General features: G+C 61.8%; 31 protein-coding genes. 11 read left to right on the top strand and 20 right to left on the bottom strand.

Features of this window, described 5'->3' with window-relative positions; genetic code table 11:
- Positions 1-33: 33 nt before the first annotated feature.
- Genes ACP7E6_RS22190 through cysS form a run of 6 tightly spaced genes read right to left on the bottom strand, consistent with a single transcriptional unit; the run spans position 34 to position 3600 of the window.
- The gene (locus ACP7E6_RS22190) at positions 34-507 is read right to left on the bottom strand and encodes a GFA family protein (RefSeq protein WP_426231882.1); all 474 of its coding nucleotides are present in this window, start codon (positions 505-507) and stop codon (positions 34-36) included.
- 1 nt (position 508) lies between these two features.
- A complete protein-coding gene (locus ACP7E6_RS22195; RefSeq protein WP_426231883.1) occupies positions 509-1003 on the bottom strand; it encodes a GFA family protein in 495 nt (164 codons plus the stop codon).
- On the bottom strand, positions 1000-1482 hold the full coding sequence (locus tag ACP7E6_RS22200; protein ID WP_426231884.1) for a GFA family protein: 483 nt from the start codon (positions 1480-1482) through the stop codon (positions 1000-1002). The genes ACP7E6_RS22195 and ACP7E6_RS22200 overlap by 4 nt, the downstream gene beginning before the upstream one ends.
- A complete protein-coding gene (locus ACP7E6_RS22205; RefSeq protein ID WP_426231885.1) occupies positions 1479-1901 on the bottom strand; it encodes a type II toxin-antitoxin system VapC family toxin in 423 nt (140 codons plus the stop codon). Before ACP7E6_RS22205 ends, ACP7E6_RS22200 begins: the two co-directional genes overlap by 4 nt.
- Complete coding sequence (locus ACP7E6_RS22210) at positions 1898-2152, bottom strand: antitoxin (RefSeq protein WP_426231886.1); 255 nt, start codon at positions 2150-2152, stop codon at positions 1898-1900. Before ACP7E6_RS22210 ends, ACP7E6_RS22205 begins: the two co-directional genes overlap by 4 nt.
- A gap of 56 nt (positions 2153-2208) precedes the next feature.
- Positions 2209-3600, bottom strand: a complete 1392-nt coding sequence (gene cysS / locus ACP7E6_RS22215; protein WP_426231887.1) for a cysteine--tRNA ligase — start codon at positions 3598-3600, stop codon at positions 2209-2211.
- A 412-nt stretch (positions 3601-4012) separates the two neighbouring features.
- On the opposite strand from cysS, the gene ACP7E6_RS22220 reads away from it, so the two are divergent.
- Positions 4013-4150, top strand: coding sequence for a hypothetical protein (locus tag ACP7E6_RS22220; protein WP_426231888.1), 138 nt, complete (start codon positions 4013-4015; stop codon positions 4148-4150).
- Between the two features lie 21 nt (positions 4151-4171).
- On the opposite strand, the gene ACP7E6_RS22225 is transcribed toward ACP7E6_RS22220, so the two are convergent.
- Genes ACP7E6_RS22225 through ACP7E6_RS22235 form a run of 3 tightly spaced genes read right to left on the bottom strand, consistent with a single transcriptional unit; the run spans position 4172 to position 5951 of the window.
- Complete coding sequence (locus tag ACP7E6_RS22225) at positions 4172-4966, bottom strand: SOS response-associated peptidase (protein WP_426231889.1); 795 nt, start codon at positions 4964-4966, stop codon at positions 4172-4174.
- Positions 4966-5652 carry a nucleotidyl transferase AbiEii/AbiGii toxin family protein gene (locus ACP7E6_RS22230; RefSeq protein ID WP_426231890.1) on the bottom strand — a complete coding sequence of 229 codons (687 nt, stop codon included), beginning with the start codon at positions 5650-5652 and terminating at the stop codon, positions 4966-4968. Before ACP7E6_RS22230 ends, ACP7E6_RS22225 begins: the two co-directional genes overlap by 1 nt.
- Positions 5649-5951: a hypothetical protein gene (locus ACP7E6_RS22235; protein ID WP_426231891.1), complete on the bottom strand. Its 303-nt coding sequence runs from the start codon at positions 5949-5951 to the stop codon at positions 5649-5651. Before ACP7E6_RS22235 ends, ACP7E6_RS22230 begins: the two co-directional genes overlap by 4 nt.
- 80 nt (positions 5952-6031) lie before the next feature.
- Between ACP7E6_RS22235 and ACP7E6_RS22240 the strand changes: the two genes are divergently transcribed.
- From ACP7E6_RS22240 to ACP7E6_RS22275, 8 genes are all read left to right on the top strand, one after another.
- Entirely contained in the window at positions 6032-6469 is a 438-nt protein-coding gene (locus ACP7E6_RS22240; RefSeq protein WP_426231892.1) for an NUDIX hydrolase, read from the top strand.
- Between the two features lie 54 nt (positions 6470-6523).
- Positions 6524-6946: a TIGR02301 family protein gene (locus ACP7E6_RS22245; RefSeq protein WP_426231893.1), complete on the top strand. Its 423-nt coding sequence runs from the start codon at positions 6524-6526 to the stop codon at positions 6944-6946.
- 125 nt (positions 6947-7071) lie between these two features.
- Positions 7072-7341: a hypothetical protein gene (locus ACP7E6_RS22250; protein ID WP_264265995.1), complete on the top strand. Its 270-nt coding sequence runs from the start codon at positions 7072-7074 to the stop codon at positions 7339-7341.
- Positions 7342-7354: 13 nt separating this feature from the next.
- Positions 7355-8104, top strand: a complete 750-nt coding sequence (locus ACP7E6_RS22255) for a hypothetical protein (RefSeq protein ID WP_426231894.1) — start codon at positions 7355-7357, stop codon at positions 8102-8104.
- 72 nt (positions 8105-8176) lie between these two features.
- Positions 8177-9016 (top strand): YgfZ/GcvT domain-containing protein, encoded by an 840-nt coding sequence (locus tag ACP7E6_RS22260; protein WP_426231895.1) that lies wholly within the window; start codon positions 8177-8179, stop codon positions 9014-9016.
- Positions 9013-9621 (top strand): HD domain-containing protein, encoded by a 609-nt coding sequence (locus tag ACP7E6_RS22265; RefSeq protein WP_426231952.1) that lies wholly within the window; start codon positions 9013-9015, stop codon positions 9619-9621. Before ACP7E6_RS22260 ends, ACP7E6_RS22265 begins: the two co-directional genes overlap by 4 nt.
- A 1-nt stretch (position 9622) precedes the next feature.
- The gene (locus ACP7E6_RS22270; RefSeq protein WP_426231896.1) at positions 9623-10162 is read left to right on the top strand and encodes a tyrosine phosphatase family protein; all 540 of its coding nucleotides are present in this window, start codon (positions 9623-9625) and stop codon (positions 10160-10162) included.
- Positions 10152-11126 carry an NUDIX hydrolase gene (locus ACP7E6_RS22275; RefSeq protein ID WP_426231897.1) on the top strand — a complete coding sequence of 325 codons (975 nt, stop codon included), beginning with the start codon at positions 10152-10154 and terminating at the stop codon, positions 11124-11126. The genes ACP7E6_RS22270 and ACP7E6_RS22275 overlap by 11 nt, the downstream gene beginning before the upstream one ends.
- A gap of 20 nt (positions 11127-11146) precedes the next feature.
- Here ACP7E6_RS22275 and ACP7E6_RS22280 read toward each other — a convergent pair whose 3' ends face one another.
- Positions 11147-11659 (bottom strand): superoxide dismutase family protein, encoded by a 513-nt coding sequence (locus tag ACP7E6_RS22280; RefSeq protein WP_426231898.1) that lies wholly within the window; start codon positions 11657-11659, stop codon positions 11147-11149.
- Positions 11660-12069: 410 nt separating this feature from the next.
- Here ACP7E6_RS22280 and ACP7E6_RS22285 point away from each other — a divergent pair, with 410 nt between their 5' ends.
- Positions 12070-12300 (top strand): hypothetical protein, encoded by a 231-nt coding sequence (locus ACP7E6_RS22285; protein WP_426231899.1) that lies wholly within the window; start codon positions 12070-12072, stop codon positions 12298-12300.
- A 10-nt stretch (positions 12301-12310) separates the two neighbouring features.
- Positions 12311-12529: a DUF6434 domain-containing protein gene (locus tag ACP7E6_RS22290; protein WP_426231900.1), complete on the top strand. Its 219-nt coding sequence runs from the start codon at positions 12311-12313 to the stop codon at positions 12527-12529.
- 12 nt (positions 12530-12541) lie between these two features.
- Here the strand turns inward: ACP7E6_RS22290 and nadC are convergent, their stop codons facing one another.
- The 10 genes from nadC to ACP7E6_RS22340 all read right to left on the bottom strand — a co-directional run bounded on the left by nadC (position 12542) and on the right by ACP7E6_RS22340 (position 26440).
- A complete protein-coding gene (gene nadC / locus ACP7E6_RS22295; RefSeq protein ID WP_426231901.1) occupies positions 12542-13450 on the bottom strand; it encodes a carboxylating nicotinate-nucleotide diphosphorylase in 909 nt (302 codons plus the stop codon).
- A 158-nt stretch (positions 13451-13608) separates the two neighbouring features.
- Positions 13609-15207: an L-aspartate oxidase gene (locus tag ACP7E6_RS22300; protein ID WP_426231902.1), complete on the bottom strand. Its 1599-nt coding sequence runs from the start codon at positions 15205-15207 to the stop codon at positions 13609-13611.
- Positions 15208-15340: 133 nt separating this feature from the next.
- On the bottom strand, positions 15341-16420 hold the full coding sequence (nadA, locus tag ACP7E6_RS22305) for a quinolinate synthase NadA (RefSeq protein WP_426231903.1): 1080 nt from the start codon (positions 16418-16420) through the stop codon (positions 15341-15343).
- Between the two features lie 171 nt (positions 16421-16591).
- Positions 16592-17836 carry an MFS transporter gene (locus tag ACP7E6_RS22310; RefSeq protein WP_426231904.1) on the bottom strand — a complete coding sequence of 415 codons (1245 nt, stop codon included), beginning with the start codon at positions 17834-17836 and terminating at the stop codon, positions 16592-16594.
- Between the two features lie 241 nt (positions 17837-18077).
- Positions 18078-18923, bottom strand: a complete 846-nt coding sequence (locus ACP7E6_RS22315; RefSeq protein WP_426231905.1) for an MOSC domain-containing protein — start codon at positions 18921-18923, stop codon at positions 18078-18080.
- A gap of 81 nt (positions 18924-19004) precedes the next feature.
- Positions 19005-19661 (bottom strand): HD domain-containing protein, encoded by a 657-nt coding sequence (locus ACP7E6_RS22320; protein ID WP_426123362.1) that lies wholly within the window; start codon positions 19659-19661, stop codon positions 19005-19007.
- 38 nt (positions 19662-19699) lie between these two features.
- The gene (locus tag ACP7E6_RS22325) at positions 19700-22552 is read right to left on the bottom strand and encodes a DUF2339 domain-containing protein (protein ID WP_426231906.1); all 2853 of its coding nucleotides are present in this window, start codon (positions 22550-22552) and stop codon (positions 19700-19702) included.
- Positions 22553-22745: 193 nt separating this feature from the next.
- Positions 22746-23255, bottom strand: a complete 510-nt coding sequence (locus ACP7E6_RS22330) for a PaaI family thioesterase (protein WP_426231907.1) — start codon at positions 23253-23255, stop codon at positions 22746-22748.
- A 14-nt stretch (positions 23256-23269) separates the two neighbouring features.
- A complete protein-coding gene (gene recO / locus ACP7E6_RS22335) occupies positions 23270-24016 on the bottom strand; it encodes a DNA repair protein RecO (RefSeq protein ID WP_426231908.1) in 747 nt (248 codons plus the stop codon).
- A 102-nt stretch (positions 24017-24118) separates the two neighbouring features.
- Positions 24119-26440 carry a Tex family protein gene (locus tag ACP7E6_RS22340; RefSeq protein WP_426231909.1) on the bottom strand — a complete coding sequence of 774 codons (2322 nt, stop codon included), beginning with the start codon at positions 26438-26440 and terminating at the stop codon, positions 24119-24121.
- Positions 26441-26512 lie beyond the last annotated feature (72 nt).

The raw sequence follows: 26512 nt of genomic DNA on the forward strand, positions 1-26512 counted from the left end.
TGTCTGCTTTCAGGGATGATTTAAAGCGGCCGGTCAGGAGATGTGCGGAAATTGCGGCCAGACCTCGGTATCGTGGTCCGGATGCTGGAAGGAGATGACCTGCTCCTGCTGCATGTAATAGTTCGGATCCTCGTGCACCGGCTGCTCGAAGATCGTCGTAACCCAGGCATTGCGGGCGGCAAAATTCACCTGGATCTGCGGCGCGAGATCGGAGCGATCGTCGAAGGCGCCGATGGCGATTTCCAGTCCGCCCGGATGTTTGTAGGTCAAAGGCGTGCCGCAGGCGGCACAAAAGCCGCGGGCAATGTTGACGGAAGACTGGAAGTAGCTCGGCTCACCGCGCGTCCATTCCGTCTCGCCTTTCGCTGTGACAAGCGGGCCGAAGAAGCCGCCGAACGCCTTCTGGCACATGCGGCAATGGCAGATCGACGGGCGGCCGAGCGTGCCATGAATCTTGAAGCGAACGGCACCGCACTGGCAGCCTCCGGTTCGAGTGGTTTCGGTCATCTCAGTCCTCCGGTGGCCAATGTTCAGTATCGTAGTCGGGATGCTGGCGGTTCGATTCGAGAATGGCAATATGCCGTTCAGTGATCGGCTCACTGCCGTTGTCGGTCTCCGTGCCAGGCAATCCCGGCAGATGCGAAAACCAGGGCACGCGCGATTCGACGCCGGATTGGGTCAACGGCCGCACATCATAGGGATCGTCGAGCGAGCCGAGCACGATATTGATGAAATCGGCCTCAGGCATATCGTAAAACAGCGGCGTGCCGCAGAGGAAACAAAAGCCGCGCCGGACCAGATGCGACGAGCGGAACCAGCCCGGGGCGCCGCGGGTGATGCTGAAATTGACGCGCGGCGCATTGGCGAGCGGCATGAAATAATTGCCGGACGCCTTCTGGCACATGCGGCAATGGCACAGATGCGGATCGCCAAGCGTTCCTTCCGCCCGGTAGCGCACCGCGCCGCACTGGCAGCCACCAGTATAGATGCGGCTGATGCTCATCCGCGCTCCTCCGGCGGCCATTCTGCCGTATCATGATCCGGATGCTGGTAGGAGGCGAGATTGGCGAGAAACGATGTCGCATCCTGATCGGCCATCGTATCCTCGCCCGGCAAATGCGGGATGTGATCGACATAGGGCAACTTTGCCTCGATGCCCCATTGGATTTTCGGAACGATGCCTTCCGGCGTGTCGAACGCGGCGATTGTGAGTGCCACGCCATCCGGCGCTTCATAGGTCAGCGGCGTGCCGCAATCGCCGCAAAAGCCGCGTGACGCTGCGTTGGAGGACTGGAAGCGCTTCGGCTCGCCACGCGTCCAGGAAAGCTTTGCCTGACGCACGGAAACCAGCGGCAAATAGAAATTTCCCGCAGCCTTCTGGCACATGCGGCAATGACAGACGGAGGCATCCCCAAGTTCGCCATCGACGCGAAAGCGAACGGCGCCGCACTGGCACCCACCGGTATGGACGAGAACGGTCATTGAAGATCCTCCGCCGCCAGCCAGTTTTCGATATTCAAACCCTCGACCCTCGAAAATTCGCGAGTGTTGTCGGTCACTAAAATAAGATCCAATGCACGGGCATGGGCAGCAATCAAAATATCCATGGGACCAATGAGATTGCCGCTGCGTGCAAGATGATCACGAATCTCCGCATAGTGCACTGCAGCGGCGGGTTCGTATGCTACGATATCAAGGCGTTCCAGCATGTTTTCCACCAGCGATGACAGGCGCTCCGATCCTCGCTTCAAGGCGCCACAGCGAAGTTCTGACGCGACGAGAGCGCTGATGCAAAGCCTGTCGCTTCCAACACTTTCAGCGCGGCGTACGACCTCGCCTTCGGGAACGCGGATCATGTGCGACACAATATTGGTGTCGAGCATGTACTGCCAAACGCTCACAGATCGACATCCTCAAGCGGCAACTGCTTTTCATCGAGATCCGGAAATTCCTCATCCCAGGGTTCAATGGAACGAAGCCACTCCAGCAAGCCGCTTTTCTTTTTCGGCTCGATGATCAGCCGGTCGCCTTCCTTGCGCATGATCGCCTCGTTTCCCGGGAGTTCGAATTCCACGGGAATACGGACGGCCTGATTGCGGCCGTTGCGAAAGAGTTTTACCTCGCGTCCCTGGTCAACCTGGATCACATTCATGACAGCCTCCTTCAGCATAGGCCAAAGCATATGCCTGCATCGTCAGAAAGACAAGTTTATCGCTTGACCTCCCAAATCGTGATCCGTTCCCCCGTCTGAGCATCCTTGCCGTCCTTCAACTGGATGCCCTTGGCGGCGAGATCGTCGCGGATCTTGTCTGCCTCGGCAAAGTTTTTGGCCTTCAGCATTTCGAGCCGCATCGCCACCAGCGCGCCGACCGCCGATGCAACCGCGCCGTCAACCTCCGCCTCTTTCGGCAAAACACCGAGCAAAGCGGCACTTGCGGCAAAGACCGGCAGCACGGCCGGATCGGCATTGGCGGCAGAGGCCAAAGCGTGCAGGGCCTGTACCGCCGCCACCGTGTTCACATCATCAGCCAATGCGTTGAGCACGGACGCATCCGGGGTGGCAGTGCCTGGTTTTCCGGCAGGCCACTTGGCCAGCAGGCGCTCCGCCTCCTCCAGCCGCTTCATCGAAAAATCGATCGGCTCGCGGTAATGCGTCATCAGCATGGCCAGGCGCAGCACCTCGCCCGGCCATTTGCGGCCGCCAAAGGTCTCGGTATGCAGCAGATCATGGATGGTGACGAAATTGCCGTCCGATTTCGACATCTTGCGGCCTTCGACCTGCACGAAGCCGTTATGCATCCAGACATTGGCCATCACCTGCGTGCCATGGGCGCAACGTGACTGGGCGATCTCGTTTTCATGGTGCGGGAAGATCAGGTCCAGCCCGCCGCCATGGATATCGAAGGTCTCACCGAGATAGCGCTGGCTCATCGCCGAGCATTCGATATGCCAGCCGGGACGGCCCCTGCCCCAGGGGCTTTCCCAGCCGGGCTCCTTGTCGGACGACAGTTTCCACAGTACGAAATCCTGCGGGTTCTTCTTGTGCGCATCGACGGCGATACGGGCACCGGCCTGCTGTTCATCGAGATTGCGCTTCGACAATTGCCCGTAGTCCGCCATCGAGCGTGTATCGAACAGCACCTCGCCTTCGGCTGCATAGGCATGGCCCTTGGCAATCAGCGTCTCGATGATTTCGATCATCTGGGCGATGTTGTCGGTGGCGCGTGGCTGCACGTCCGGCTCAAGGCAGCCGAGCGCCTTCGCATCCTCAAGAAACTGCGTCTCGGTTTTTTCCGTCACCGCCCGGATGGCGTCGTTCAGCGGCAGGTCCGGGAAATCCCGCAGCGCCCGCGCGTTGATCTTGTCGTCGACGTCGGTGATGTTGCGGGCATAGGTCACATGACTTTCCCCGTAGACATGACGCAGCAGCCGGTAGAGCACGTCAAAGACGATGACCGGGCGGGCATTGCCGATATGGGCAAAGTCGTAGACCGTGGGGCCGCAAACATACATGCGGACATTATCGGGATCGATCGGCGCAAAGATCGCCTTTTCCCGCGTCAGCGTGTTGTACAGTTTCAGTTCCGGCAGTCCGTCCATTCCAATCTCCCATTCCGCATATCACCGAATCACGCAGGCGCCCGGCTGGACCAACGCGTTGTCATCTTGAATTTCGGGAGACGAAAACGGCCAGGCCAGCGGTGGGGCTAGCGAATAATAATCCGGCAGAGGATGCAGATAACCGTTTTCATGGGGAGCTTTATCGCGCTTCGATCCGTTCCGGTCAAGAGGTCAGCTGCGCACCAGCATCTTATGGTGCGATACTGTATTGTTCGTCATTGTTTTGTCATGATTTGGCTTATCTGGAGAGGCCAGATGTCCGGGGACGCAGGGCTTTGAGCACTTGCACATTAAAGCCTGTTTCCTGGGGCACAATGGGGAACGCCGTTCTGGTGGAGAACATATAGGCGAAGCGTTTCCGCTTAGGGAAAGCATCTGAGGAGAGTTTGAAATGCCTGCTACAAAAACAGACAAGAACAGTCCGCGAGCGGCGGCCAATCTCGTCGAGCAATACCGTCCGCTCGGCCTGAAGGCCGTGCTTGCCGCCGCGCTGCAGATCAAGCCGAAGCCGGTCAAAAAGCCCGCTTGAGTGAAGGTGTGGCCTGATCGCTCAAAAGAGCGACAGCTGCGGATCTGCAGGTGGGTCTTTCGGCTTTAAGGCTGGCGGCTGTGAAGCAGGCGGGTTTGAGGCAGGCCGCGTGGATACATGCACCGGCGTCTGAAGATCGGCGCCGGTATTGGCCACCTTGTTCACCTTGTCCGTCACAGCGATGACATCGAAATAATCGTCATCGGCCGGCGTCAGCAGATCAGCGACATCGCGCGGTTCCTGCGTGCGGCAATCAAGCCAGCGGGCAAAATCCTCGGGCTTGATCACCACCGGCATGCGGTCGTGCACATCGCCGATCCGCGCATTGGCATGCGTGGTCAAGATTGCGGCCGTATCGACCTCGGATCCATCCACCGAGGACCATGTCTCCATCAGCCCTGCAAACGCAACGATGCCGCCGTTTCTGGGCTTGATCCAGTAGGCCTGCGATGCCTCGCCGCTTTCCTTCGATGGCCGATGCCACTCATAAAAGCCCGAGGCCGGGATCAGCACACGCCGATGACGCATCGCTGCCTTGAACGAGGCCTTTTCAGCCGCCGTTTCAGCGCGCGCATTGATCAACAGCGGAAAATCACGCGGGTCCTTGACCCAGGACGGCGTCAATCCCCAGCGGACCAGAAGCGCCCTGCGGTCCGGCAGATTGCTGCCCGGCTTTTGGCGCTCGCCGGACATGACGATGATGATCGGTTGCGTCGGGGCGATATTGAAGCGCGCCGGAAAGTCGTCGGTTTCCAGGAGACCGAAACAATCCGCCATTTCCTCCGGTGTCGCCGTCAGCGAAAATCGTCCGCACATTATACCGTTACCCCGATCGACAGGCTGTTATTGATAATGTCTACGCTGGGGATGATCCTCACTGCCTTGACAGCATCGACAAGCGTCAGACGATCCTGTCGCGACAGTTGATGCAAATCGCCGCCTTCGAAATAGGTGAGAGCCTTCAGGCTTTCGCTCGGTTGGAACGATGCCCCGTAGAGCGCCCGCGCGCCGCCCAACGCATTTGCCAAATCCCGCCCATCGCTGATCATCGCAGCAATATCCCGGTAGTCCTTCATCTCTACTCGCTGGAGCAGAACCTTGACCTTGGTCGCGAACACATCGTCCAGCGATGCGACTAACAGGACGCCATCGTCTGTGAATTGCGGAGTACCAAGCCTTCCCGTACGGACAGGGCCGAAGAAGGATATTTTTACGGGGCTGCCTGGCGAGTCGGCTGAAGTGGCGAGCACAGTCAGCGTACTCGGCTCCTGCTGAATGACGGTGGCTGGCCGTAGAAACGGCATCGCATCGTAAAGTGCGTCAAAATCCAGGAAGTGCTCGGTGAAAAAATCGAAATCGATGGATTGCCGGTGCCCAAGACGCAACGCGATTGCGGTTCCGCCATAAAGCACCAATCCAAGTCCGGCAGCCGGTCTTAGCAGCGGCCAGATTGCCTGCTGCTCTATCGGCAATGTTTCCAGATGCGGATTGAAAGTGATCACCCCAATCTCCGCGACGGCAACGCCGGTACCTCGCCGATTTCAGCGATGCCAAGCCGGTAATGCCAGTAGAACCAGGAGCGCGGGGTGAATTGCCCGATCTCTGCCTGGGTTAAAACGTCTGCTAGAATTTCGGTTCCAGCCAATGCTTCGACACGCTGGATATCCTCGAAATCGCCTATATTCATCACCTGCGCGATCACACGTTCAGGCTCATCCACCGCATCCTGCGGGGATTTCCACCAGATATATTTTTCGGCAAGGAGCGCCAAGCCATCCCGATCTATCGTGCGTGCCGTCATGTCCATGCTCTTGCTTCGCTGGCGTTCATTGTATTTCGTTGGCGAGCTAGAATATAGGCCAGAAGTTAGGAATGCCTGTGATGAAAGACGATATGACCCCGGCCTCTCCCCAACTTGCCTCGTCGGCCATTCTCGAACGCAACGGGCGTTATCTGCTTGTGCGCCGCGCCAATCCGCCATCGGCCGATATGTATGCGTTTCCGGGTGGCCGCGCCGAGGCGGGGGAAACGCCGGCGGAAACGGCGGTGCGCGAGTTTCACGAGGAGACCGGTATCTTGCCGCGCAATCCGCTGCTGTTTGAGACCTACGATCTGCCGCCGAGCGAATCGGATGGGGTGAGCGCCCGGCATTTCTTTCTTTCGGTATTCACGGTCGATGCCGATCCGGATCGTGTCGCCGTCGCAGCTGACGATGCGGCCGGTCTTGGCTGGTATACGGCCGATGAAATCTTTGGCCTGCCCATCCCCGAAAGCGTGCGGCAATGCGTCGAAAAACTGCAGACTCTGCAACCGCGATAAGAGCCTCACCAAATTCCCCTTGCTCCCCGACATGATTCGGGGCTTGAAAGGGCAATGATCCGTTTTCTGGCCACACGATCGTTTCTGCTGCTGGCTTTCGTCGGCCTGCCACTCGGTGCGCAGGCGCAGGGCACGCCGCCACTCGGCGTCCCGGCAGTAGCCACCGAAAAACCCGCTCCTTATGATGCGCGCCTGCTGCGTCTGTCGGAAATCCTTGGTTCCGTTCACTATTTGCGCACGCTCTGCAAGGATCCGGCCGCCGATACCTGGCGGCAATCGATGCAGGACCTGCTCGACAAGGAGGCGCTGGGCGAAGCTGAGCGGCGGGCGCGCATGACGGCTGCCTTCAATCGCGGGTACCGGGCATTCGCCTCCGTTTATACTGCCTGTACGCCTCCGGCCGTGGTTGCCGACGAACGATATCGTGCCGAAGGAGCAACACTTGCTTCAGAAATAACCGCCCGCTTTGGAAATTAACGATAAATTAACCTCTTTCTACAGGAGCCCGTGTCGTTTTGGGAAAAGGCTGCTAAGGTTGTTAAGAGAGTGGTAAGAAGTGGCATCGCCCCGAGTCTGGTGCCAAGTAAAGAGCGTGAAACGGCATGGAACGAATGATGGAACCAAGTCTGAATGACATCGACGACATGATTGTTCATGAGAAGATGCAGGCAGCCCTGGAACACCAGAATGAAGCCTGGGCGGATGGCATGGCAGATGGTATCGAGCCTGAAATCATCGCCGATGCCGCCATTGCGCTTGCCATGCGCGAAACGATCCGCCTTCATGGCGAAAACGGTGCCGAGGCCATGCTGAACTCGCTTCGTGAGCGTATGCTGGCCGGTGAATTCTCGCCGGAACGCACCCTGCAGTAGTTTCGAGGCCATCATGGAACGTCAGATATCAGCATGCCGGCCGCGTGCGATTCGCCTTTCCGCATTGCTTTTCGCTGGCCTGTTTGGTTCGTCCCTCCTTACGCCGCATGCCGCGCTGGCCCTCAGCGAATTGAAGCAGATTCCCGGCGAAGTTGGCCAGGACAAGAAAGCCAACGACGTTCCGGCGGAAGAGACGCCGCGCGACAAAGCGCCGATGCAGATCCCTATGCCGGATCCTCTGGTCAACAAGCCTGCCCGCGATGCCAAGGACGACACGGTCGAAGACACGGCCCCCGCCGCCCCGGTCGAGGTGTTGTCGGACGTTTCGAAAATTCCCGAACCGGTTGCCCGGATGCGCGAACTGATCGTCGAAGCCGCCGCCTCTGGCGATATCGAGCGGCTGCGCCCCCTGCTCGGCAAGGGCCCGACGCAGACGCAGGTCGGCGAGACGGACGCCGATCCTATCGAGACGCTAAAGGGGCTTTCCGGCGACCCGCAGGGCATCGAAATCCTGGCGATCCTGCTCGATGTGCTGTCGACGGGCTTCGTGCTCACCGAAAAGGGCACGCCCGACGAAGCCTATGTCTGGCCCTATTTTACCGAAAAGCCGCTGGCTTCGCTCACCCCGCCGGAAAAAGTCGATCTGTTCCGGCTGGTGACCGCCGGCGATTTCGCCGAGATGGAAGAAGGCGGCAACTATAATTTCTACCGCGTCGGCATCACGCCCGATGGTCAGTGGAAATTTTTCGTGGCAGGCGACTGAGGACCACGCAAAGCGCTTGCCGCGACGCCTGCGAAATCCTACCTGTTTCACTTGATGAACAGGACAAACGCCATGCAGCCCGCCGCCCTTCAAGATCGTGCCATGATTACCGTGTCCGGACAGGACGCGCAGGAATTTTTGCAGGCGCTGATCACCACCGATCTGGATCTTCTCGAAGACGGCGAAGCCAAACCGGGTGCGCTTCTGACGCCGCAGGGCAAGATTCTCTTCGACTTCATCGTCACCCGCGACGGCACCTCGATCCGCCTCGAAACCGGCACTGACCAGGGCGAATCGCTGTTGAAGCGGCTGACCATGTACAAGCTGCGCGCACCGATTTCGCTGGCACTCACCAATCCGGCCCGGGTCACCGTCCGCTTCGAGGCAGCGCCGGGCGCCTATCGCGACGCGCGGTTCGCCAAAGCCGGGCAAACGGTCTACCGCGCCTATGACACTGAGGGCGAGACGGCCGGAACCGATGACTATGACCGCCTGCGCATCCTGAATGGCATTGCCGTCTCGGGCGCCGATTATGCACTGCAGGACGCATTTCCCCATGATGTGCTGATGGACAAGAACGGTGCGCTGTCCTTCAAGAAAGGCTGCTATGTCGGCCAAGAGGTCGTGTCGCGCATGCAGCACCGCGGCACGGCGCGGAGGCGTGTCGTCATCGTCGCCGCCGGCACTGCTTTGCCCGAAACCGGAACGCCGCTGACCGCCAAAGGGCGGTCGATTGGGGTACTGGGTAGCGTTATCGGCTCGTCGGGCCTGGCGATCGTGCGCATCGACAAGGCCGGCGACGCCATCGCCTCAGGCGAGCAAATCCTTGCCGGAGACATCGCGGTGACGCTCACCCTGCCCGCTTGGACCGGCCTGGATTTCCCGGTTGAAGCCGGTGAGGAAAGCGCCTGATGTCTGCCCGTGCCTGGCAGCGCATGCTCTCCGGACGGCGGCTCGATCTGCTCGATCCGTCGCCGCTGGATGTCGAACTGTCCGATATTGCCCATGGGCTTGCCCGTGTCGCGCGCTGGAACGGCCAGACGGACGGCGACCATGCCTTTTCCGTCGCCCAGCACAGTCTTGTGGTCGAGGAAATCTTTCGCCGCCAGTTTCCCTGCACGGCCGAGGAGTGCCAGATGGCGCTGCTGCATGATGCCCCGGAATATGTGATCGGCGACATGATCTCGCCGTTCAAGGCGGTGGTCGGCGGCGGCTACAAGGTCGTGGAGAAACGGCTGGAAGGCGCCATCCATCTGCGCTTCGGGCTCCCCTCCGCGGCACCGGCCGAGCTGAAGACCCGGATCAAGAAGGCCGACCAGATCGCCGCCTATTTCGAGGCGACCGTGCTGGCCGGATTTTCGCTTGTAGAGGCCCGCAAATTCTTCGGCCAGCCGCGCGGCATTACCCGCGAGATGATCCTGATCGATCCGCTGCCCGCCATCGAGGCACAAAAGCTGTTTGCCGAACGGTTTGCCGCCATCGAAGCGGAACGCGCAGCCGTGCGGGCGGTGTCCTGAGATGCCGGTGATCGTCGTCTCGCCTTTGTCGCGCATCGCCGAGATGGCCGTGCGCCACCGTGCCTGCGAAATGATCAGCCTGATGGCGAAGGAACAGGCCTTTCACCGTCCGGCCGTGATCGCGGCCGACCGTCATCTGCTGCTCGGGATGAACGATATCACCTTTGCCGGCAACGCGGCGCTTGTCGCGCCGGGCGAAGAGCATGTGCTGCAGATCATCGACTTTGCGAAACAATGGGACCGGTCGGCACCGCTGTTGATCCATTGCTGGATGGGTATTTCGCGCTCGCCTGCCGCTGCCGTCATTGCAGCTCTCGCTGTCGCGCCCGATCAGGACGAGACCGCGCTTGCGCTGCGGCTGCGCGCCTCGTCCGCCTATGTCACCCCCAATTCCCGGCTGATCGAGATCGGCGACCGCTTGCTGTCGCGCAATGGCCGGCTGGTGGCGGCGATCAAGGCGATCGGCCGTGGCGCCGATACGGACGGCAATGTGCCCTTCGTCTTCTCGCCTTTACCGGAGCCTGCAGTCCATGCCGGCTGAGCGGACCGTCACCGTCGAAATCGGCCTGAACGCCGCGATCGTCGCGGTGACCAACCGTGCGCCGCGCATCCTTGCGGTCAGCGAAGAGCAAGGCGACAGCCGCGACGGCCTGCCCTTCGGTCCGTTCGATCCCGCCCGTCACCGGACGTTCGAAACCAGCCTGCGCGACAGCGTCGAACGGCAGACGGCACTCGACCTCGGCTATATCGAACAGCTCTACACATTCGGCGACCAGGGCCGCCACCGTTCGTCCGGCGAAAGCAGCACCCATATGGTGTCGGTCGGCTATCTGGCTCTGACCCGCACCGACGCGGAAAACAATGCGCGGCTGGCCGAGGCCGGCGCGCATTGGCGCGACTGGTACAGCTACCTGCCGTGGGAAGACTGGCGGCAAGGCCGACCGGTGCTGATCGACCAGCTTATTCTGCCGGCGCTGCGCCAATGGGAAAAGGGCGGCCATCACGACGAGCGCATGGGCCTGCCGCAGCGTCGGACCCGCACGCGCCTTGCCTTCGGGCTCGACGATTTTCCTTGGGACGAGGAGCGCGTGCTGGAGCGTTATGAACTTCTCTATGAGGCCGGCCTTGTCGGCGAAGCGGTGATCGACGGCCGCGCCGCTTCGACCGGCACTCCGCCGGTGGGCCTGACCATGCGCCACGATCATCGCCGCATCGTTGCCACCGCCGTCGCGCGGCTGCGCGGCAAAATCAAATACCGGCCGGTGATCTTCGAGCTGATGCCGCCGGAATTTACGCTGACCGAATTGCAGGCAACGGTGGAAGCGATTTCCGGCCGCCACCTGCACAAGCAGAATTTCCGCCGCCTGGTCGAAGGTGCCGAACTGGTCGAGCCGACCGGCATGCTGACGGCTGCGACCGGCGGACGTCCCGCCGCGCTTTTCCGCTTCCGTCGCCAGATTCTCGACGAACGGCCGGCCCCCGGCCTGAAAGTCGGCGGCCGATAGGTTTACGGCCGCTTGATCCGCTACTCGATGACGGCGCAGGCAAGCCTGTCGCCGGCATCGCCGGAGGGCTGGCTGCGGTTGTCGTCGGATTTCGCATGCACCATCAGCGCCCGGCCGCGAATACCGTCTTCGCCATTGTCGAGCTCCACCATGCTGTTGAAGACCTGGGCGCGCATGACCCCATCGGCGCCGACATATTGATTGGGCATATCACCGGCGTGCGGGCCGTTGGCGGCAAGAAACCCATGTTCGGTCTTGCCCTGATTGAAGTGTTTGCCGGCGGATTCGTGATTGTGCGCGGCGTCGCATTTACCGGTTTCGTGGACATGGAAGGCCACCCATTTTCCGGGCGGCAGGTTGGTGACCTCAACCTCGATCAGTACACCGTTCTTACCCTGCGTCAGGGCTGCCCGGCCGGTTTCCTTGCCATCCTTGCCGACGAAATTGGCGATGGCCGTCTGGGATGAAGATTGCGCAAACGCGGCGGTTGTCGTGACGAGAACCAGGGCAAGCGTGGTGAACAGGCGTTTCATGAGACATTCCTCCGGTGGAGATGATTTCCTCAGCATGCAACGTCTGATGAGACAAGCGGTTCCACGATCAACCGGCGCGATTGGAAAACCCGGCGGTGGATCAGTATAGCCGAGTGGCCGATTTAGCGATGATCACCAAGAAAAACGGTAATCGTTAATGACCGCACCGCCAGACGCTTGACGGCCAGCGCATCGATTGAGGGCTGCAAGCACACTGCCGAGCACGAGGCGCACGGCCGCTCCCGGATCTGGCCAGTCCAGTGTCAGGACGAAGGTGGCCGCAATCGTCAGGGGACGGTAAATTCGGTGTGACGGCGTATTTGCGCCAACCGCGTCCTTTTAGTAAAGGTTCCTTCCCGGCAATTCACCAGCGCTGTGCTGAATAGGTGGTGACAGCGAAAGGACGAACGATGAAGATGATAGCTCTTCTCCTCGCCGGTGCCGTTCTGACCGCGCCAGAGGAAAAACCTGCCATTCCCGACTATTTCGACGGCAATGGCAGCACCGGCCAACCGGCGGTAACCCAATGCAATCTGAGCAGCGAAGACCTGAACGGGCAATTCAAGACCTGCCGCTACGACTGCGGCAAGACGCTGACGATCGGCGCACGCGTAGTCTGCCCGTTCGTGCTGCAGCGATAGGAGACGACGGATGACAGGTTTCGACTGGCACGCCGATCCGATCGACCGCGACACCCCAATCACGCCGACCTACCGCAACACGCAAAACGTCCGCCGTTTTCTGACGGCCGAATGCGGCACCGGCTTTGAGTTCGACCGTGCCTTCATGGCCTGGATCAAGGACGGTGCGGCAAAGACGATGGGTGATGTCGGCGACGAATGGCAACGCCGTCATGCCGCCGATGCGTGACGCGGCATAGTCCTAGCCGATGACCACATCCAGACCGATATCCAGTGTCGGTGCGGCCATGGTGATCTTCGAGGTCGAGATATAGTCGACTCCGGTTTCGGCGATGGCACGGATGGTCTGGAAATTGACGTTGCCGGAGGCTTCGAGCTTGGTCCGGCGCGGATCGGCGGGATAGGTCTTGCCCGACAGCTGCAAATGCGCAGCGTTGATGGCAACAGCTTCGCGCAGCAGATCCGGCCCCATATTGTCGAGCAGGATGACGTCCGGGCTGGCGGTGAGCGCCTGGCGCATCTGGTCGAGCCCATCGACCTCTACCTCGATCTTGACGAGATGACCGCAATAGGCGCGCGCCGCATGGACGGCGGAGGCGACACCGCCGGAAACCGCGATATGATTGTCCTTGATCAGGATCGCATCATCGAGGCCATAGCGGTGATTGGAGCCGCCGCCGAGACGGACCGCGTATTTTTCCAGCGCCCGCAGGCCGGGAATGGTTTTGCGGGTGCAGCAGACTTTGGCGCCGGTATGGGCGATTTCAGCTGCGAATTTCGAGGTATAGGTGGCGACGCCGCAGAGATGCATGAGGAAATTCAGCGCCACGCGCTCGGCCGACAGCAGGCCACGGGCCGGGCCGGAAATGCGGGCAAGCACGGTGCCGGGCGCGATATGGTCGCCGTCCTTCACCAGAGCCTCGAAGCGGATCGCCGGGTCGATCAGGCGGAAGGCGGTGCGGGCGAGCGCCATGCCGGCAACAACGCCGGTTTCGCGGGCATTCATTTCGGCAGTCGCGGTCCGCTCCGGCGCGATCGTCGCATAGGTGGTGATGTCACCGGCGCGGCCGAGATCTTCGAGAAGGGCTGCACGAACCTGATCCTCGACCATCAGGGCGGGCAGTTCGGGACGAAGGGCGGTGGGTGTCATTGGCAGGTTTCTTTCGGTTGTGAGTTCCTCTTCTCCCCAGCGGGGAGAAGAGCCGAGCGACTGCGAGGCGATGAGGGGGCGGCACTGCACATTCTGGGTGTTTAGCCCCCCTCATCCGGCCCTATGGGCCACCTTCTCCCCGCAGGGGAAGGGAAGTCTCAAACACTTTCCGTTTCGGTCACCTCGGCAACGACCCGGTCGGCCTCGGCGAGCGTCAGGAACGTCCGGTGCTTCCATTCCGGCCTTGGCTCCGGGCAATCGGAGCGGTAATGGCCGCCGCGGCTTTCGGTGCGCAGATAGGCGCCGGTAGTGATCAGCTTGGCTGTGGTGACGATGTTGCTGAAGCGCAGCCGGGTGTTCTGGCGCTCCAGGTTGGCAATCGCCCGGATGGCTTTGACCAGCGTATCCTGACTGCGGATGACGCCGACATGGTCGCTCATGACATGGCGCAGCGCCGTCAATGGCGGGCTGTCCTCCAAGGTTACCGGATCGTCGTTCTCGCCGGCATTGTCGCCCCAATCGGTGATCTTCGGTTCCGGCAACATGCCCTTGATGTTTTCGGCAATGCGTGCGGCAAAGACCACCGCTTCGAGCAGAGAATTGGAGGCCAGCCGGTTGGCGCCATGGACGCCGGTGGAGGTCACCTCGCCTGCGGCCCAGAGACCATCGATCGAGGTGCGGCCTTCCGCGTCGGTCAAGACACCGCCCATGTGATAATGCACGGCCGGGACCACGGGGATCGGCTGCGTGACGGGATCGATACCCGCCGAAATGCAGGAGGCGTAGACGGTCGGGAATGCTTCGGGGAAATGGGCGCCGACCGCCTTGGTGCAATCGAGGAACGCGCCGCGTCCGGCCTGCACCTCGGCAAACACACCGCGCGAGACGATATCGCGGGGCGCCAGTTCGCCGTCCGGGTGGATATCCAGCATGAAGCGTTTGCCGGCCGAATTGATCAGGTGCGCACCGTCGCCGCGCAGGGCTTCGGTGGCCAAGGGGGCCGGATCGCGGCCGATATTGATCGCCGTCGGGTGGAACTGGATGAATTCCGGATCGGCGATGATGGCACCGGCGCGGGCGGCCATGCCGACGCCCTGGCCGCAGGCTTCGGTCGGATTGGTGGTGACCGAGAACAGATGGCCGACGCCGCCGGAGCAGAGCACGACGGCACGGGCCGGGAACGACACGCGTTTCTTCGACTGGCCGGCATCCGGGCGGGCGATGACACCGGAGATGAAGCGGCCCTGGCGCACCAGCTCCTCGACGACATAACCTTCCAGCACCCGGATCGACGGCGTGTTGCGCACGGCCGCGATCAAGGCTTCCATGATCGCCTTGCCGGCCATGTCGCCCTTGACCCGGACGATGCGGCGCTCGGAATGGGCGGCTTCGCGCGACAAGAGCAGCTGGCCCTCGAGGTCACGGTCGAACGGAACGCCATAGCCGAGCAGGTCGTGAATGCGGGCCGGGCCTTCGGCGACCATCATCCGCGTCATCTTTTCATCGACGATACCTGCACCGGCAATCAGCGTATCGGCGACATGTTTGTCGATGGTATCGCCAAGCCCCATGGCAGCGGCGATGCCGCCCTGCGCCCAGGCCGACGAGGCGCCATGACCGATCGGCGCCGCAGCGAGCACGGTGACGGGACGCGGGCTGAGTTTCAGCGCGCAAAAAAGCCCGGCAAGACCGCCGCCGACGATGACGATATCGTCAATGCCGTTGAAGGACTGTGGGCGGAAATGATCGGTCAGCATGCTCTTCCTCCTCCGGACTGGCACTTTCCCTCCCCCTTGTGGGGAGGGTGGCCCGCAGGGCCGGGAGGGGTTTCCTTATTTAAAAGAAAGTCCCCTCCCCAACCCCTCCCCACAAGGGGGAGGGGCTTACCCTTTACTGCTTCAAATTCACCATCCGCTCGACGGCAAGTCTGGCGCGGCCGGCGATTGCCGGGTCGACCAGGACTTCCTCCGTCATGAACAGCAGGCTGTCGAGGATCTTCGGCAGCGTGATGCGCTTCATGTGCGGACAGAGATTGCACGGCTTGATGAAATCGACGCCGGTGATCTCGGCCTGGATGTTGGAGGCCATCGAGCATTCGGTGACCAAAAGCACGCGCGGCGGGCGCTTGTCCTTGACATAGTTGATCATGCCGGCGGTCGAACCGGAGAAATCGCAGACGGCGATGACGTCCGGATGGCATTCCGGATGGCCGATGATCTCGATGGTCGGATCGGCTTGCTTGTAGGCCAGGAGTTCGGCTGCGGTGAAGCGCTCGTGCACCTCGCAATGGCCCTTCCAGGTGAGGATCTTCTTGTTGGTCTGCTTGGCGACGTTCATCGCCAGATATTCGTCGGGGATACACAGAACGGTGTCGCTCTCCAGGCTTTCGATGACGGCGAGCACGTTGGACGAGGTGCAGCAGATGTCGGTCTCGGCCTTCACGTCGGCAGACGTGTTGACATAGGTGACCACCGGCACGCCGGGATAGCGCTGCTTCAACAACCGCACATCGGCGCCGGTGATCGATTCCGAAAGCGAGCAGCCGGCCTTGCCGTCGGGGATCAGTACGGTTTTTTCCGGGTTCAAGAGCTTGGAGGTCTCGGCCATGAAATGCACGCCGCATTGGATGATGATCTCGGAATCGACCCTGGTGGCGTCGCGCGCCAGCTGCAGACTGTCGCCGACGATATCGGCGACGCAGTGGAAGATATCCGGCGTCTGGTAATTGTGGGCAAGGATGACGGCGCCACGTTCCTTCTTCAGCCGGTTGATGGCATGCACATAGGGCGCATAGACCGGCCATTCGAAGGCGGGGACGAACTGTTTGACGCGCTCATAGAGATGCGCCGTCTCGCGGGCGATCTCCGGCGTGAACGTCAGGTCCGGCCGTTCAAGGATGCCGAAGCGCTCGGCGGCGGTCTTTACCGCGCCGGAAGCCTGCGGAGCTGCATTGGTCTGTGCGATGGTCATCGAACTGCTCCTCTTGCCGCCCCTCCGGCGGCAATCCTATTTTGCTCACATTGAGCATAATGGGATCAAAACAAAACCGGCAGTGCCGGTGGATGAGATTTAGAAAGTTTTGTGACAATTTTCAAGAATGCCCTCCCGCTATTTCTGCGGGAGGGCAAGAAATCGCAGGGCTCAGGCCATGGCCGGGCGGGCGACGGCCTTCTCCTCGATCGGCCAATGGACGATGGCGGCAAAGATCCCGAGCGCCACGCCGAGCCACCAGACCGGATCGTAGGAGCCGAAATGGTCGTAGAGGTAACCGCCCATCCAGACGCCGAGGAACGAACCGATCTGGTGCGACAGGAAAACGACACCGCCGAGCAGGCCTAGATGGCGCGTGCCGAACATGATGGCGACAAGGCCGTTCGTTGGCGGCACCGTCGATAGCCAAAGCAGGCCCATGACGGCGGCAAAGATGATCACCGATGCCGGCGACTGCGGCAGGAGCAGGAAGGCAGAGACGACGATGGAGCGGGCGATATAGATCCACGCCAGGAAATAGGGTTTTGAATAGCGCTGCCCGATGAAACCGGCGGCCAGCGAGCCGATGATGTTGAAAAAGCCGATCAAGGCCAGCGCGATCACCGCATAACGCGCATCGATGCCGATATCACCGATATAGGCCGGGAAATGCGCGGTGATGAAAGCCACCTGATAACCGCAGACGAAGAAGCCCGTGACCAGCAAAAGATAGCTCTTGTGGCCAAGCGCTTCCTTCAGCGCTTCGGCGATCGACTGCTTGTACTGGACTTCCTTCTGGCTGCCGGACGAGGAGTTGCCGCGCAGCGGGATGGCAAACAGCGGCACGAGCAACATCAGCGCGCTCATGTAGAGCAGGCTATCCGACCAGCCGAAAGCCGAGATCAGGCCCTGGCTGAGAGGCGCAAACAGGAACATGCCGGCCGACCCGGCTGCCGTGCAGATGCCGAAGGCCATCGAGCGCTGCTGCGGCGTGACATTGCGGGCAAACGCAGACAACAGGATGCCGAAGGAGCCGGAACCGACGCCGAGGCCGACCATGACGCCGCCGCCGATATGCAGCCAGATCGGCGCATCGGCAAAGGCCATGATGATCAGGCCGCCCGCATAGACGAGGCCGGAAAAGGCCAGCACCCGCCAGGAGCCGTATTTATCGGCGATCGCCCCGAAGAACGGCTGGCTGACGCCCCAGGCGAGATTCTGGAAGGCCATGGCCAGACCGAACGTGGTGCGGTCCCAGCCGGTATCGGCGAGCATCGGCAGCTGAAAGAAGCCCATGGCCGAGCGCGGCCCGAACGTCAGAACGGCAATGAGGGAGCCGGCGATGATGATCAGCCAGGGTAGACCGGGACTGGCGGCAGGCGCCCGCGTGGCGGAAGCGGTGGAAACGGCGGACATAAAGCGACTCCGTGTGATTGAAGCGGCAATCTACGCTGTGACAACCTGCTAAAAAAGCGAAATAAAATGACGTTCGGATCAGCCACATTGATGTATGAAAGCCTTCGTTCAGCAGCGCGCACGGAAACTGTGGCGATATTCCTGCGGTGTGCGCAGCTTCAAAGCTCTGAATAGACGACTGAAATTGGCAAGCGAGGCGTATCCGGCCTCACCAGTACCCAGGCCAAGCAGGCTGATCTGACTAAGCCCGGATCTTCATCGGCCAACGCACTTCCCGTCTGCTGACGATCCGCATCCCGTCGCCGAGATTGATGGTCCCTTCCGAGCGCGGTATGGCATTCCAGCCGAACAGAACGCCCGGCACCCGGCGGTCGGCCGACATGCGTTTTTCGGCAAGCCCCTGGATCGGGTTGCCGCCGATACGCTCGCCGGTCACCTGGTCCTGCGTCGTCATGATGCAGCGGGCGCAGGGCTTGACGAGATCGAAGGTGATGCCGCCGATCTCGACGCTTTCCCAAAAGTCCTCTTCCCAGGGCTCGTCATTGTCGATCAGGATATTGGTGCGGAAACGGTCCATGCCGACCGGCTCCTGGCCCTTGGCGATCAGCGTGACGTTGAGATCGGCCAGCGACGCGGTGGTGGTGATCAGCACCGGGAAACCATCGGCGAAACCGACGGGTGCCGCTTCGTCTGCCCATTCATCGCCAACGACGCGCCTTGCCTGGTCGTCCATCAGCACCAGCTTGACCGGACGGCCGAACCAGCCGGAAAGCGTCGTACTGGCGCGATCTTCGGAAACGGCCGCGTTGACCTCGCTGTCCCAGACGCGGACGTCCAGCCTTCTCGCGGGATCGAAGGACACGGTCGCCGTGCGGGTGCCCATTTTAAGATGCACACCGCCGGCCACATGCGTCGCCTCCACCTGCGCCAACGCCTGCAATTCGCGCTGGGTGATGAACTTTCCATCGGGATCGACAAGCATGAAGCGGCGATCTCCGGCCAGTCCGTCGTGCCTTATGGAAACCGAGGTCTGTGCAATGGCGCGGCCGCTTTTCAGCGGATGGATGTTGAGACCGGTCACCTTCATGTCGTCACTCCCAGGCATTCAGATTATGATTCAAGAGCATTGCGTACTGATTCCGGCAATCCGGCCAACACATTGTACTGGCTAGATTTCCTCGATCAGCATGCCGAGCACTGCGCGCAGCCGTTCCTGCCTTTGGCGGGCAAGCGCACGGCCTGCCGCGGTCTGGAAGCCATCCGTCAGCTTGAACAGTTTGGTCTCGAAATGGTCGATGGCAAAGGCCTTGTCATCAAGCGGACGATCTTCCGCCAAGGGATCAAGTGGATCATAAAGGCCGCTGCCCATGCGCCCGGCAATGTAGAAGCAGCGGGCAGCGCCGATCATGCCGATCGCATCCAGCCGGTCGGCATCCTGGAGGATTTTCGCCTCGAGGCTTTCCGGCGGGATGTTGGCCGAAAAGCTGTGGGTGACGATCGCGTGGGCCACCGCAGTGATCTCCGCAGTCCTCCAGCCGAGTTCGTCGAGCAGCTCGAAAGCTTTTTCGGCAGCAAGCCGCGAGGCGTGGGCGCGATCGGGCGAATTCTTTTCGACCGAGACGCAATCATGCAGCAGCACGGCGGCGGCGATGATGCGCAGGTCTCCCCCCTCCGAGCCATGGATGCGCAGAGCGTTCTTCCACACCCGGATCAGATGGGCAGCATCATGCGAACCGTCATTGCCGGAGACGGCATAAGGCAGCAATTGTTCCGCAAGGGCCTGGTGAGGCGCAAAGGCTGCGGCAAGCGAGGCAGTGTGGCTCATGTCAAATCCATGCCGAAAGAACAGTCGAATCGTAGTCGTCAGTTTACTTGGCCGGGTTGCGCGTCGATGTCCACCGGCGTTTGCGGCTCGGCGCCAGCCTTGCCGGACAGGATCTTCTGGTAGAACAGTCCGATGCCGATCAGCACGGCACCGAGCCCGATAAACGAGAGCGCGCGCAGAAAACCTTCGAGATTGGCCATGTCGATCAGGAAAACCTTCAGCACCGCCACGAAGACCAGCACCGCCGAGGCGATACGGATGCTCTTGGCATTGAAGCGCGAGCCGAGCACCAGCAGCAAGACGCCGAGCAGCAGCCAAACGACCGAATAGGTGTAGGTCTCGCCCTGCAGGAAACCCTTCCAGTCGGCAATGTTCTGCCCCTGCCAGAACCGCCGGACCGACAGCGTTGCCCAGGCAAACACCAGTACGGCAGCGGCGACGGCGAGCACCGTGACATAAGGAACCGGCCGTTTGCCGCGCGCATACCAGGCAAGACCGGCATAGCCCAATCCCGGCAGCAGATAGCCGATCAGCAGCAGATCGAAGAACGGCACTGAGCCGAGCAGTTCGCCGCTGAAATAGGGATTGAGGCCGATCAGATGGGCGCCAAGGATCGACAGGATCGACAGGACGCCGATGACCATGCTGCCATAACGGAAGACCGGGCTTGGTGATTTTCGGTCGAGCGTCATCATGATGGCGGAGCCGCCGATGGCGAGCAGCGTGTAGATCGATTGTTCACCGAGCGTCGGCACCGCACTGTCGAGCACGCCGCCGTTCATGGCATGACGCACCAGGATGGCGACCGTCAGCAGCACGAACAGGCTGGCGAGCGCCTGCAGCAGATTGCGCACCCGCAGGTCCGGCCACCGGCGAAGCTCGAATGCGCTGAGAACCAAAAGCAGCGCCGGAATGCCGTAGCCGGCGAGGAGTGCATTGAAGACCGGTGTTTTGCCAAGATGGAGCGAGCCGACAATGGTCGGCTCCCAGGCGATGCGGGCAAGCACGGCAATGGCAGCGCCGACCATCATCCAGGGCAATGCGGGCCAGGACCGCAGGCGCGTTGCCGCGACATAGCCCGTTCCGAAAAGCGCAATCAGGATCGTGGTTGCCAGACCATCGGTCAGGGCATGCAAGGCGATGACGAAAAGGCCGAGCGAACCGGCGATCAGAAACGCCTGTGGCAGATCGAGCCCGTCACTGGCAGCCTTTCTGCGCGAAAACCATTCGGTGAGCCCGAGGAGAACCAGGCCCGCCGCCAGCGCAAACAGTCCGTGCGGCAGGTCGAATGTCAGGTTGCCGGTCATCAGCAGCGACATGCCGATGAGCGCGACCGGCACGACGGCTGCGATGGCAGCCCAGATCGTTGCCAGCGGCGGACGTTCCGTGCCGTGCAGGTGGATGGCGCAGGCGCCAAGGGCGATGAAGGCGCAGGACAGCAGCATGCTGGCCAACATCGCGGTGTGGCCGGACACCGTAAACGTTGCGATGTGACCAGGCATCGATGGGTCGATAAAGGTCAAAAGGCCGCTGAGCGCCGTCATGCTCCAGACGCCGATCACAGCGACGAGTGCCGACAAGATGGCGGGATAAACGGCATAGCGGCGCACCGCGCCAAGTGCGGCCAGAGCAGTAACGATCAGCCCGAACTCGATGACCGGATAGCCGGACGCGGTGGCGAGCGGGCTGATCATCGCCAGCGCTGTCAGCAAAGCGGAAATTCCGGCTGTCACCGTGATCGCGACGAAAGGCGGCGTCATGGTGCGTTCCCAGGACGTGCGCGCAGTCTCCAGCGGTTGGTCCGTCTCTACCGGTTCGCTGTCGATGATGCCGGCCTGCCGGCCGGGCCAGACGAAGCCGATACCGGCGATCATCACCAGCATGACCAGGGTCACCGGCCGGGTTTCGAATGGCGTCGAGGAAGCGATATAGGCGAGTGCCCAGAGGCTAAGGCCGATATTGGCCATCGACGGCACGACCGTCCAGCGGCGGATGCGGGCGGCAAGAAGGGTGGCGATCCAGGCGATGCCGAGAAAGCCGAACAAGGTCCAGGGGCTGGGGCTTTCAGACGAGACAAGTGCCGGGGTGACCAGCGACGCCAGCAGGCCGAGGCCGGCCAGCGCCTGACCATGCAACAGCGACAGGGCGACGGTGGCAAGCGATACCAGAGCCAGCAGCGCGAAAGCCGTTACCGGGCCGATGAACCCGTAGACGCCGTGAGCGGCATAGCAGACGCCGAACAAAGTCACCGCGCCCGCAGCTGTCAGGATGCCGGGGATCATCGCATTCTGGAATGCGTCGCCAACCAGCGGCACGGCGCGGCGGCGGATGAATTCGCCGATCGCCATCAGCACCAGCCCGAAGATAGCCGCCATGAACAGGCGTACAGCCGGGCTGAGCAGCCCGGCATCAATCGAATACTTGACCATGAAAATGCCGCCGAGCGCCAGCGCGATACCGCCGACCCAGACCGCCCAGCGCGCGCCGAGGCGGCTTTCGAGGCTTTCCTTCTGGCGGGGGGCGACGGCATCGATGGTGGTCGCTGCGTTCGAGCGGGCAGCGACGGGCTCGCCGCGCGAAGCTTTTTCGACCGCATCCTGGCTGGGCGGCGGGCCGCCGAAGATCGCGTCGCCCGTCTTGATATCCGCCAGGCGTTTGCGTTCGAAGGGAGGCGTGTCCAGCGGTTGCGGCGCGCTTTGCGGCACCTCCGGCCGATCTGCGGCTTCAACCGCCGCATCGACACTCGGAACGACAGGACGAAGCGCCTCCAGCTGCGCCAGATGTTCCTTCAGTGCGGCAATCTCGGTGTCCAGCCTTTCGGCTGTCTTGCGTCCGTTGAGAAGCGCTGCGAGCGCGAGACCAAAAGCAACGAAAGCAATGACTTCGAGCATGTTTTCTCCCTGGCACCGGGACCGGCGCAATGCTGCCGACCATACAGGTTTTCAACCAAAGGCCAAATCGGAGACGGATGAGCAGGGCCATCTGTTCACGGGAAAATTGCCAAACTTTGATTATTCCCCGGACAAAGTCTCAACGGCGCAGCATACGAAGGCGCGGCGCCAACCGGATCGGACGGACACAAGCCTACCGCATCAGATTCTCGACCGGAAAGATGGCGCAGGTTTCCGTGCCATGCGCCAGCAGCTTGCCGTTCTTGTCCTTCAACCAGGCTTCCGAGGTTGCCAGCGTGCGGCCGCGATGGACGATCTTGCCTTCGCAGAACACCTCGCCCATGCCGGGCAGCAACGGGCGCACCAGATTGACCTTGAACTCGACGGTCGTATAGGCCTCGCCCGGATTCAACGTCGTCATGACGGCGCAGCCAAGTGCGGAATCCATGATCGTCGCCGCCCAGCCGCCATGCACCGTGCCGAGCGGATTGAGATGCTCGGCGGATGGCAGGCCCTTGAAGACAACCCTGCCCTCTTCGACTTCGCTCAAGCCGAATTTCAGCGTCGCGGCCATCGGAGGTGCTGGATGAACGCCTGCCAGCAGATCGAGCATCGCCTTCAATCCGCCGTCGCGCGCAACAGCCTCAAGCGGCACCGTGCCGATGCCGGACACGGTCATTCCAGGGTAGAGTTCGACGCTCATGCTTTCGGGATTCCTTATGGAGGGACTGCAGCACTTTGCGGTTTCAGAGCCTTGAGTGCGGCCTGGACGAAACCGTCGCGGGCGGTCGAAAGGCCGATGCCGCGTGGTTCGTAGACGTGGCGGTGGAGGAAGAAGGCCGTCATGCGGAAGGCGGCGGCCAAACTGTCATAGTCGGCAGCGCCACCTTCGGCGAGAAAACCGGGCAATGCCAGCATCTTGTCGGCATAGGGCGCGCCTGCTGAACGGCTGACGGCGCGGCCGGATTTCGGCGAAACATAGATCAGATCGTCGCGCGTGCCGGTCGCCGCGCATTCCGCCAAATCGAGACCGAAGCCGAGATCGTTCAAAACCGCGATCTCGAAGCGGACGAACAGTTCTCCGGCGTCTCTGGGATCGTGCAGGTTTTCGAGGATGACATCGAGCGCTTCATAGAGATGCGGATGCGGATCGCGCTCGGGCAAAAGCCGCAGCAGCGCACCCATGGCCTGGACGCCATAGACCGAGGTTGCCGCCTCCATCAGCCGGGCGGCGCGAAGACGCACCGGCTCCATCCTGAATTCGCCGAGATGTTCGTCGAGCCGCGCCCGCCAGGTGACCTCGACCTCATTGCCGGGCTGCAGCACCGGCTGCATCGTCCGCGACCGGCCGCCGCGCACAAGCCCGAGATGGCGGCCGCGCGCCCGCGTCATCACCTCGGCGACGACGGAGGTTTCCCCGTGCCGCTTGACGCCGATGATGATGGCCTGATCGCTCCATTGCATATCTTGAGTTTTACCCCCGGCGGCAGACGAAGACAATCAGCACGGAATCCGATTGCCGGATGCCGGACATGCCGGCAACCAGATCTCCCGATGCTCTGCGTCCTATTTCCGCTTCATCGCCTCGGCGAGTGCGGCGCCAAATGCGCCTTGCGACGGTGCCTGCGGCTTTTGCTGCTGGGTGCGGGCCAGGGTCTGACGGGCCTGGTGGGCGGCCTTCGGATCGCTCTTCATCTCGTTAGCGCCTGACTCAGCGGCACCGTCCTTGCGCATGGTAAGACCGATACGCTTGCGGGGGACATCGACCTCGGTGACGCGCACCTGCACGACATCGCCGGCTTTCACCACCTCATGCGGATCCTTGACAAAGCGGTCGGCAAGCTGGGAGACGTGCACGAGCCCATCCTGATGCACGCCGATATCGACGAAGGCACCGAAGGCGGCGACGTTGGTGACCGTGCCTTCGAGCAGCATGCCGGGTTTCAGGTCCTTGATGTCATCGACGCCGTCGGCAAAGGTTGCCGTCTTGAAGCTCGGGCGCGGGTCGCGGCCGGGCTTTTCGAGTTCGGCAAAAATGTCCTTGACCGTCGGCAGGCCGAAACGCTCGTCAACAAAGGTTTTCGGATCAAGCTGCTTGAGTGCGGCACTGTCGCCCATGATGGCGCGCAGGTCGCGGCCGCAGGCGGCGACGATCTTCTTGGCAACGCCATAGGCTTCCGGATGCACCGAGGAAGCATCGAGCGGCTCCTTGCCATCGCGGATGCGCAGGAACCCGGCGCATTGCTCGAAGGTGCGGGCGCCAAGGCGGGGCACTTTCATCAGCTCCTTGCGGCTGGTAAAGGCGCCGGTCGCATCGCGGTGGGCGACAATGGCTTCCGCAGAGGACTTTCCGAGACCGGAAACACGGGCAAGCAGCGGGGCCGAAGCGGTATTGAGATCAACACCAACCGCATTCACCGCATCTTCGACGACGGCTTCGAGCGAGCGGTTGAGGCGGCCCTGATCGACATCGTGCTGATACTGGCCGACGCCGATCGATTTCGGCTCGATCTTCACCAGCTCGGCAAGCGGATCTTGCAGGCGGCGGGCAATCGAGACGGCGCCGCGCAGGGAAACGTCGAGGCCGGGGAACTCATCGGCTGCGGCCTGCGAGGCGGAATAGACCGACGCGCCGGCTTCCGAGACGATGACCTTGGTGGGCTTCGGGCCGGCCGGCAGTTGCGTCAGCATATCGGCAACCAGACGTTCGGTCTCGCGGCTGCCGGTGCCGTTGCCGATGGCGATCAGTTCGACCTTGTGCTTGCGCACGAGGCTGGCGAGTTCGGCCTGCGTGCCGCGAATGTCGTTCTTCGGCGGGAACGGATAGACCGTGGTGGTCTCCAGCAGCTTGCCGGTGCCATCGACGATGGCCACCTTGACGCCGGTGCGGATGCCCGGATCGAGGCCCATCGTGGCACGCGAACCGGCGGGGGCAGCAAGCAAGAGATCCTTGAGATTGCGGGCGAAAACGTGGATCGCTTCTTCTTCGGCCCGCTCGCGCAGTTCGCGCATCAGGTCGAGCGACAGCGACATGGAGAGCTTGATGCGCCAGGTCCAGCCGATCATCTCCATCAGCCACTTGTCGCCCGGCAGAGTGCCGCCAACCCGGTAGACGGCGGCGATGGTGCGCTCGACCGGCTTGACCGGCGACGTGTCGTCGAGATCGACGACGATATCGACGGAGAGGAATTCCTCGTTCCAGCCGCGCAGCATGGCAAGCGCCCGGTGTCCGGCCACGGTTGCCCATTTCTCCGAATGATCGAAATAATCCGAAAACTTGGCGCCGGCCTCCTGCTTACCCTCTACGACCTTGGACCGGATCAGCGCCACCTGGCGCATATGGGCACGCAGCCGGCCGAGCAGGTCGGCATTTTCGCTGATGCCTTCGGCGATGATGTCGCGGGCGCCATCGAGCGCCGTCTTCACATCCGGCACATCGGCGGTGATATAGGCGCTGGCGCGGTCGGCCGGTGCAATCGTCCGGTCGGCAAGGATCGCTTCGGCAAGCGGCCCCAGGCCACGTTCGCGGGCGATCTCGGCCTTGGTGCGGCGCTTGGGCTTGTAGGGCAGATAGATGTCTTCCAGTTCCGCCTTGGTGGTGACGCCGGCGATCTTGGTTTCCAGTTCTGCCGTCAGCTTGTCCTGGCTGCGGATCGAATCGAGAATGGAAATCCGCCGCGCCTCGAGTTCACGCAGATAGACCAGCCGTTCGGCAAGATTGCGCAGCTGCGTATCATCCAGCCCGCCGGTCACTTCCTTGCGGTAGCGGGCGATGAAGGGCACGGTCGCACCTTCGTCCAGAAGCTCGATGGCCGAGATCGCCTGGGCGGGCGTTGCCTTGATTTCCTGGGCGATGAGGACGGCGATGGATTTTGATGGCAGGGACATGGCATTCCGTGGTTTGCGCTGATTTGGCAGGGAGCATAGATGCACATGCCATCAAGGCCAAGTGAAGGCGCC

Source organism: Pararhizobium sp. DWP3-4 (assembly GCF_049898205.1).
In the GTDB taxonomy this organism is placed as follows: Bacteria; Pseudomonadota; Alphaproteobacteria; order Rhizobiales; family Rhizobiaceae; genus Pararhizobium.

Coding starts and splice junctions, on each gene's coding strand:
- ACP7E6_RS22190 (WP_426231882.1), bottom strand. CDS start 507: ATGACCGAAACCACTCGAACCGGAGGCTGCCAGTGCGGTGCCGTTCGC.
- ACP7E6_RS22195 (WP_426231883.1), bottom strand. CDS start 1,003: ATGAGCATCAGCCGCATCTATACTGGTGGCTGCCAGTGCGGCGCGGTG.
- ACP7E6_RS22200 (WP_426231884.1), bottom strand. CDS start 1,482: ATGACCGTTCTCGTCCATACCGGTGGGTGCCAGTGCGGCGCCGTTCGC.
- ACP7E6_RS22210 (WP_426231886.1), bottom strand. CDS start 2,152: ATGAATGTGATCCAGGTTGACCAGGGACGCGAGGTAAAACTCTTTCGC.
- cysS (WP_426231887.1), bottom strand. CDS start 3,600: ATGGACGGACTGCCGGAACTGAAACTGTACAACACGCTGACGCGGGAA.
- ACP7E6_RS22220 (WP_426231888.1), top strand. CDS start 4,013: ATGCCTGCTACAAAAACAGACAAGAACAGTCCGCGAGCGGCGGCCAAT.
- ACP7E6_RS22225 (WP_426231889.1), bottom strand. CDS start 4,966: ATGTGCGGACGATTTTCGCTGACGGCGACACCGGAGGAAATGGCGGAT.
- ACP7E6_RS22235 (WP_426231891.1), bottom strand. CDS start 5,951: ATGACGGCACGCACGATAGATCGGGATGGCTTGGCGCTCCTTGCCGAA.
- ACP7E6_RS22240 (WP_426231892.1), top strand. CDS start 6,032: ATGAAAGACGATATGACCCCGGCCTCTCCCCAACTTGCCTCGTCGGCC.
- ACP7E6_RS22245 (WP_426231893.1), top strand. CDS start 6,524: ATGATCCGTTTTCTGGCCACACGATCGTTTCTGCTGCTGGCTTTCGTC.
- ACP7E6_RS22250 (WP_264265995.1), top strand. CDS start 7,072: ATGGAACGAATGATGGAACCAAGTCTGAATGACATCGACGACATGATT.
- ACP7E6_RS22255 (WP_426231894.1), top strand. CDS start 7,355: ATGGAACGTCAGATATCAGCATGCCGGCCGCGTGCGATTCGCCTTTCC.
- ACP7E6_RS22260 (WP_426231895.1), top strand. CDS start 8,177: ATGCAGCCCGCCGCCCTTCAAGATCGTGCCATGATTACCGTGTCCGGA.
- ACP7E6_RS22270 (WP_426231896.1), top strand. CDS start 9,623: ATGCCGGTGATCGTCGTCTCGCCTTTGTCGCGCATCGCCGAGATGGCC.
- ACP7E6_RS22275 (WP_426231897.1), top strand. CDS start 10,152: ATGCCGGCTGAGCGGACCGTCACCGTCGAAATCGGCCTGAACGCCGCG.
- ACP7E6_RS22280 (WP_426231898.1), bottom strand. CDS start 11,659: ATGAAACGCCTGTTCACCACGCTTGCCCTGGTTCTCGTCACGACAACC.
- ACP7E6_RS22285 (WP_426231899.1), top strand. CDS start 12,070: ATGAAGATGATAGCTCTTCTCCTCGCCGGTGCCGTTCTGACCGCGCCA.
- ACP7E6_RS22290 (WP_426231900.1), top strand. CDS start 12,311: ATGACAGGTTTCGACTGGCACGCCGATCCGATCGACCGCGACACCCCA.
- nadC (WP_426231901.1), bottom strand. CDS start 13,450: ATGACACCCACCGCCCTTCGTCCCGAACTGCCCGCCCTGATGGTCGAG.
- ACP7E6_RS22300 (WP_426231902.1), bottom strand. CDS start 15,207: ATGCTGACCGATCATTTCCGCCCACAGTCCTTCAACGGCATTGACGAT.
- nadA (WP_426231903.1), bottom strand. CDS start 16,420: ATGACCATCGCACAGACCAATGCAGCTCCGCAGGCTTCCGGCGCGGTA.
- ACP7E6_RS22310 (WP_426231904.1), bottom strand. CDS start 17,836: ATGTCCGCCGTTTCCACCGCTTCCGCCACGCGGGCGCCTGCCGCCAGT.
- ACP7E6_RS22315 (WP_426231905.1), bottom strand. CDS start 18,923: ATGAAGGTGACCGGTCTCAACATCCATCCGCTGAAAAGCGGCCGCGCC.
- ACP7E6_RS22320 (WP_426123362.1), bottom strand. CDS start 19,661: ATGAGCCACACTGCCTCGCTTGCCGCAGCCTTTGCGCCTCACCAGGCC.
- ACP7E6_RS22325 (WP_426231906.1), bottom strand. CDS start 22,552: ATGCTCGAAGTCATTGCTTTCGTTGCTTTTGGTCTCGCGCTCGCAGCG.
- ACP7E6_RS22330 (WP_426231907.1), bottom strand. CDS start 23,255: ATGAGCGTCGAACTCTACCCTGGAATGACCGTGTCCGGCATCGGCACG.
- recO (WP_426231908.1), bottom strand. CDS start 24,016: ATGCAATGGAGCGATCAGGCCATCATCATCGGCGTCAAGCGGCACGGG.
- ACP7E6_RS22340 (WP_426231909.1), bottom strand. CDS start 26,440: ATGTCCCTGCCATCAAAATCCATCGCCGTCCTCATCGCCCAGGAAATC.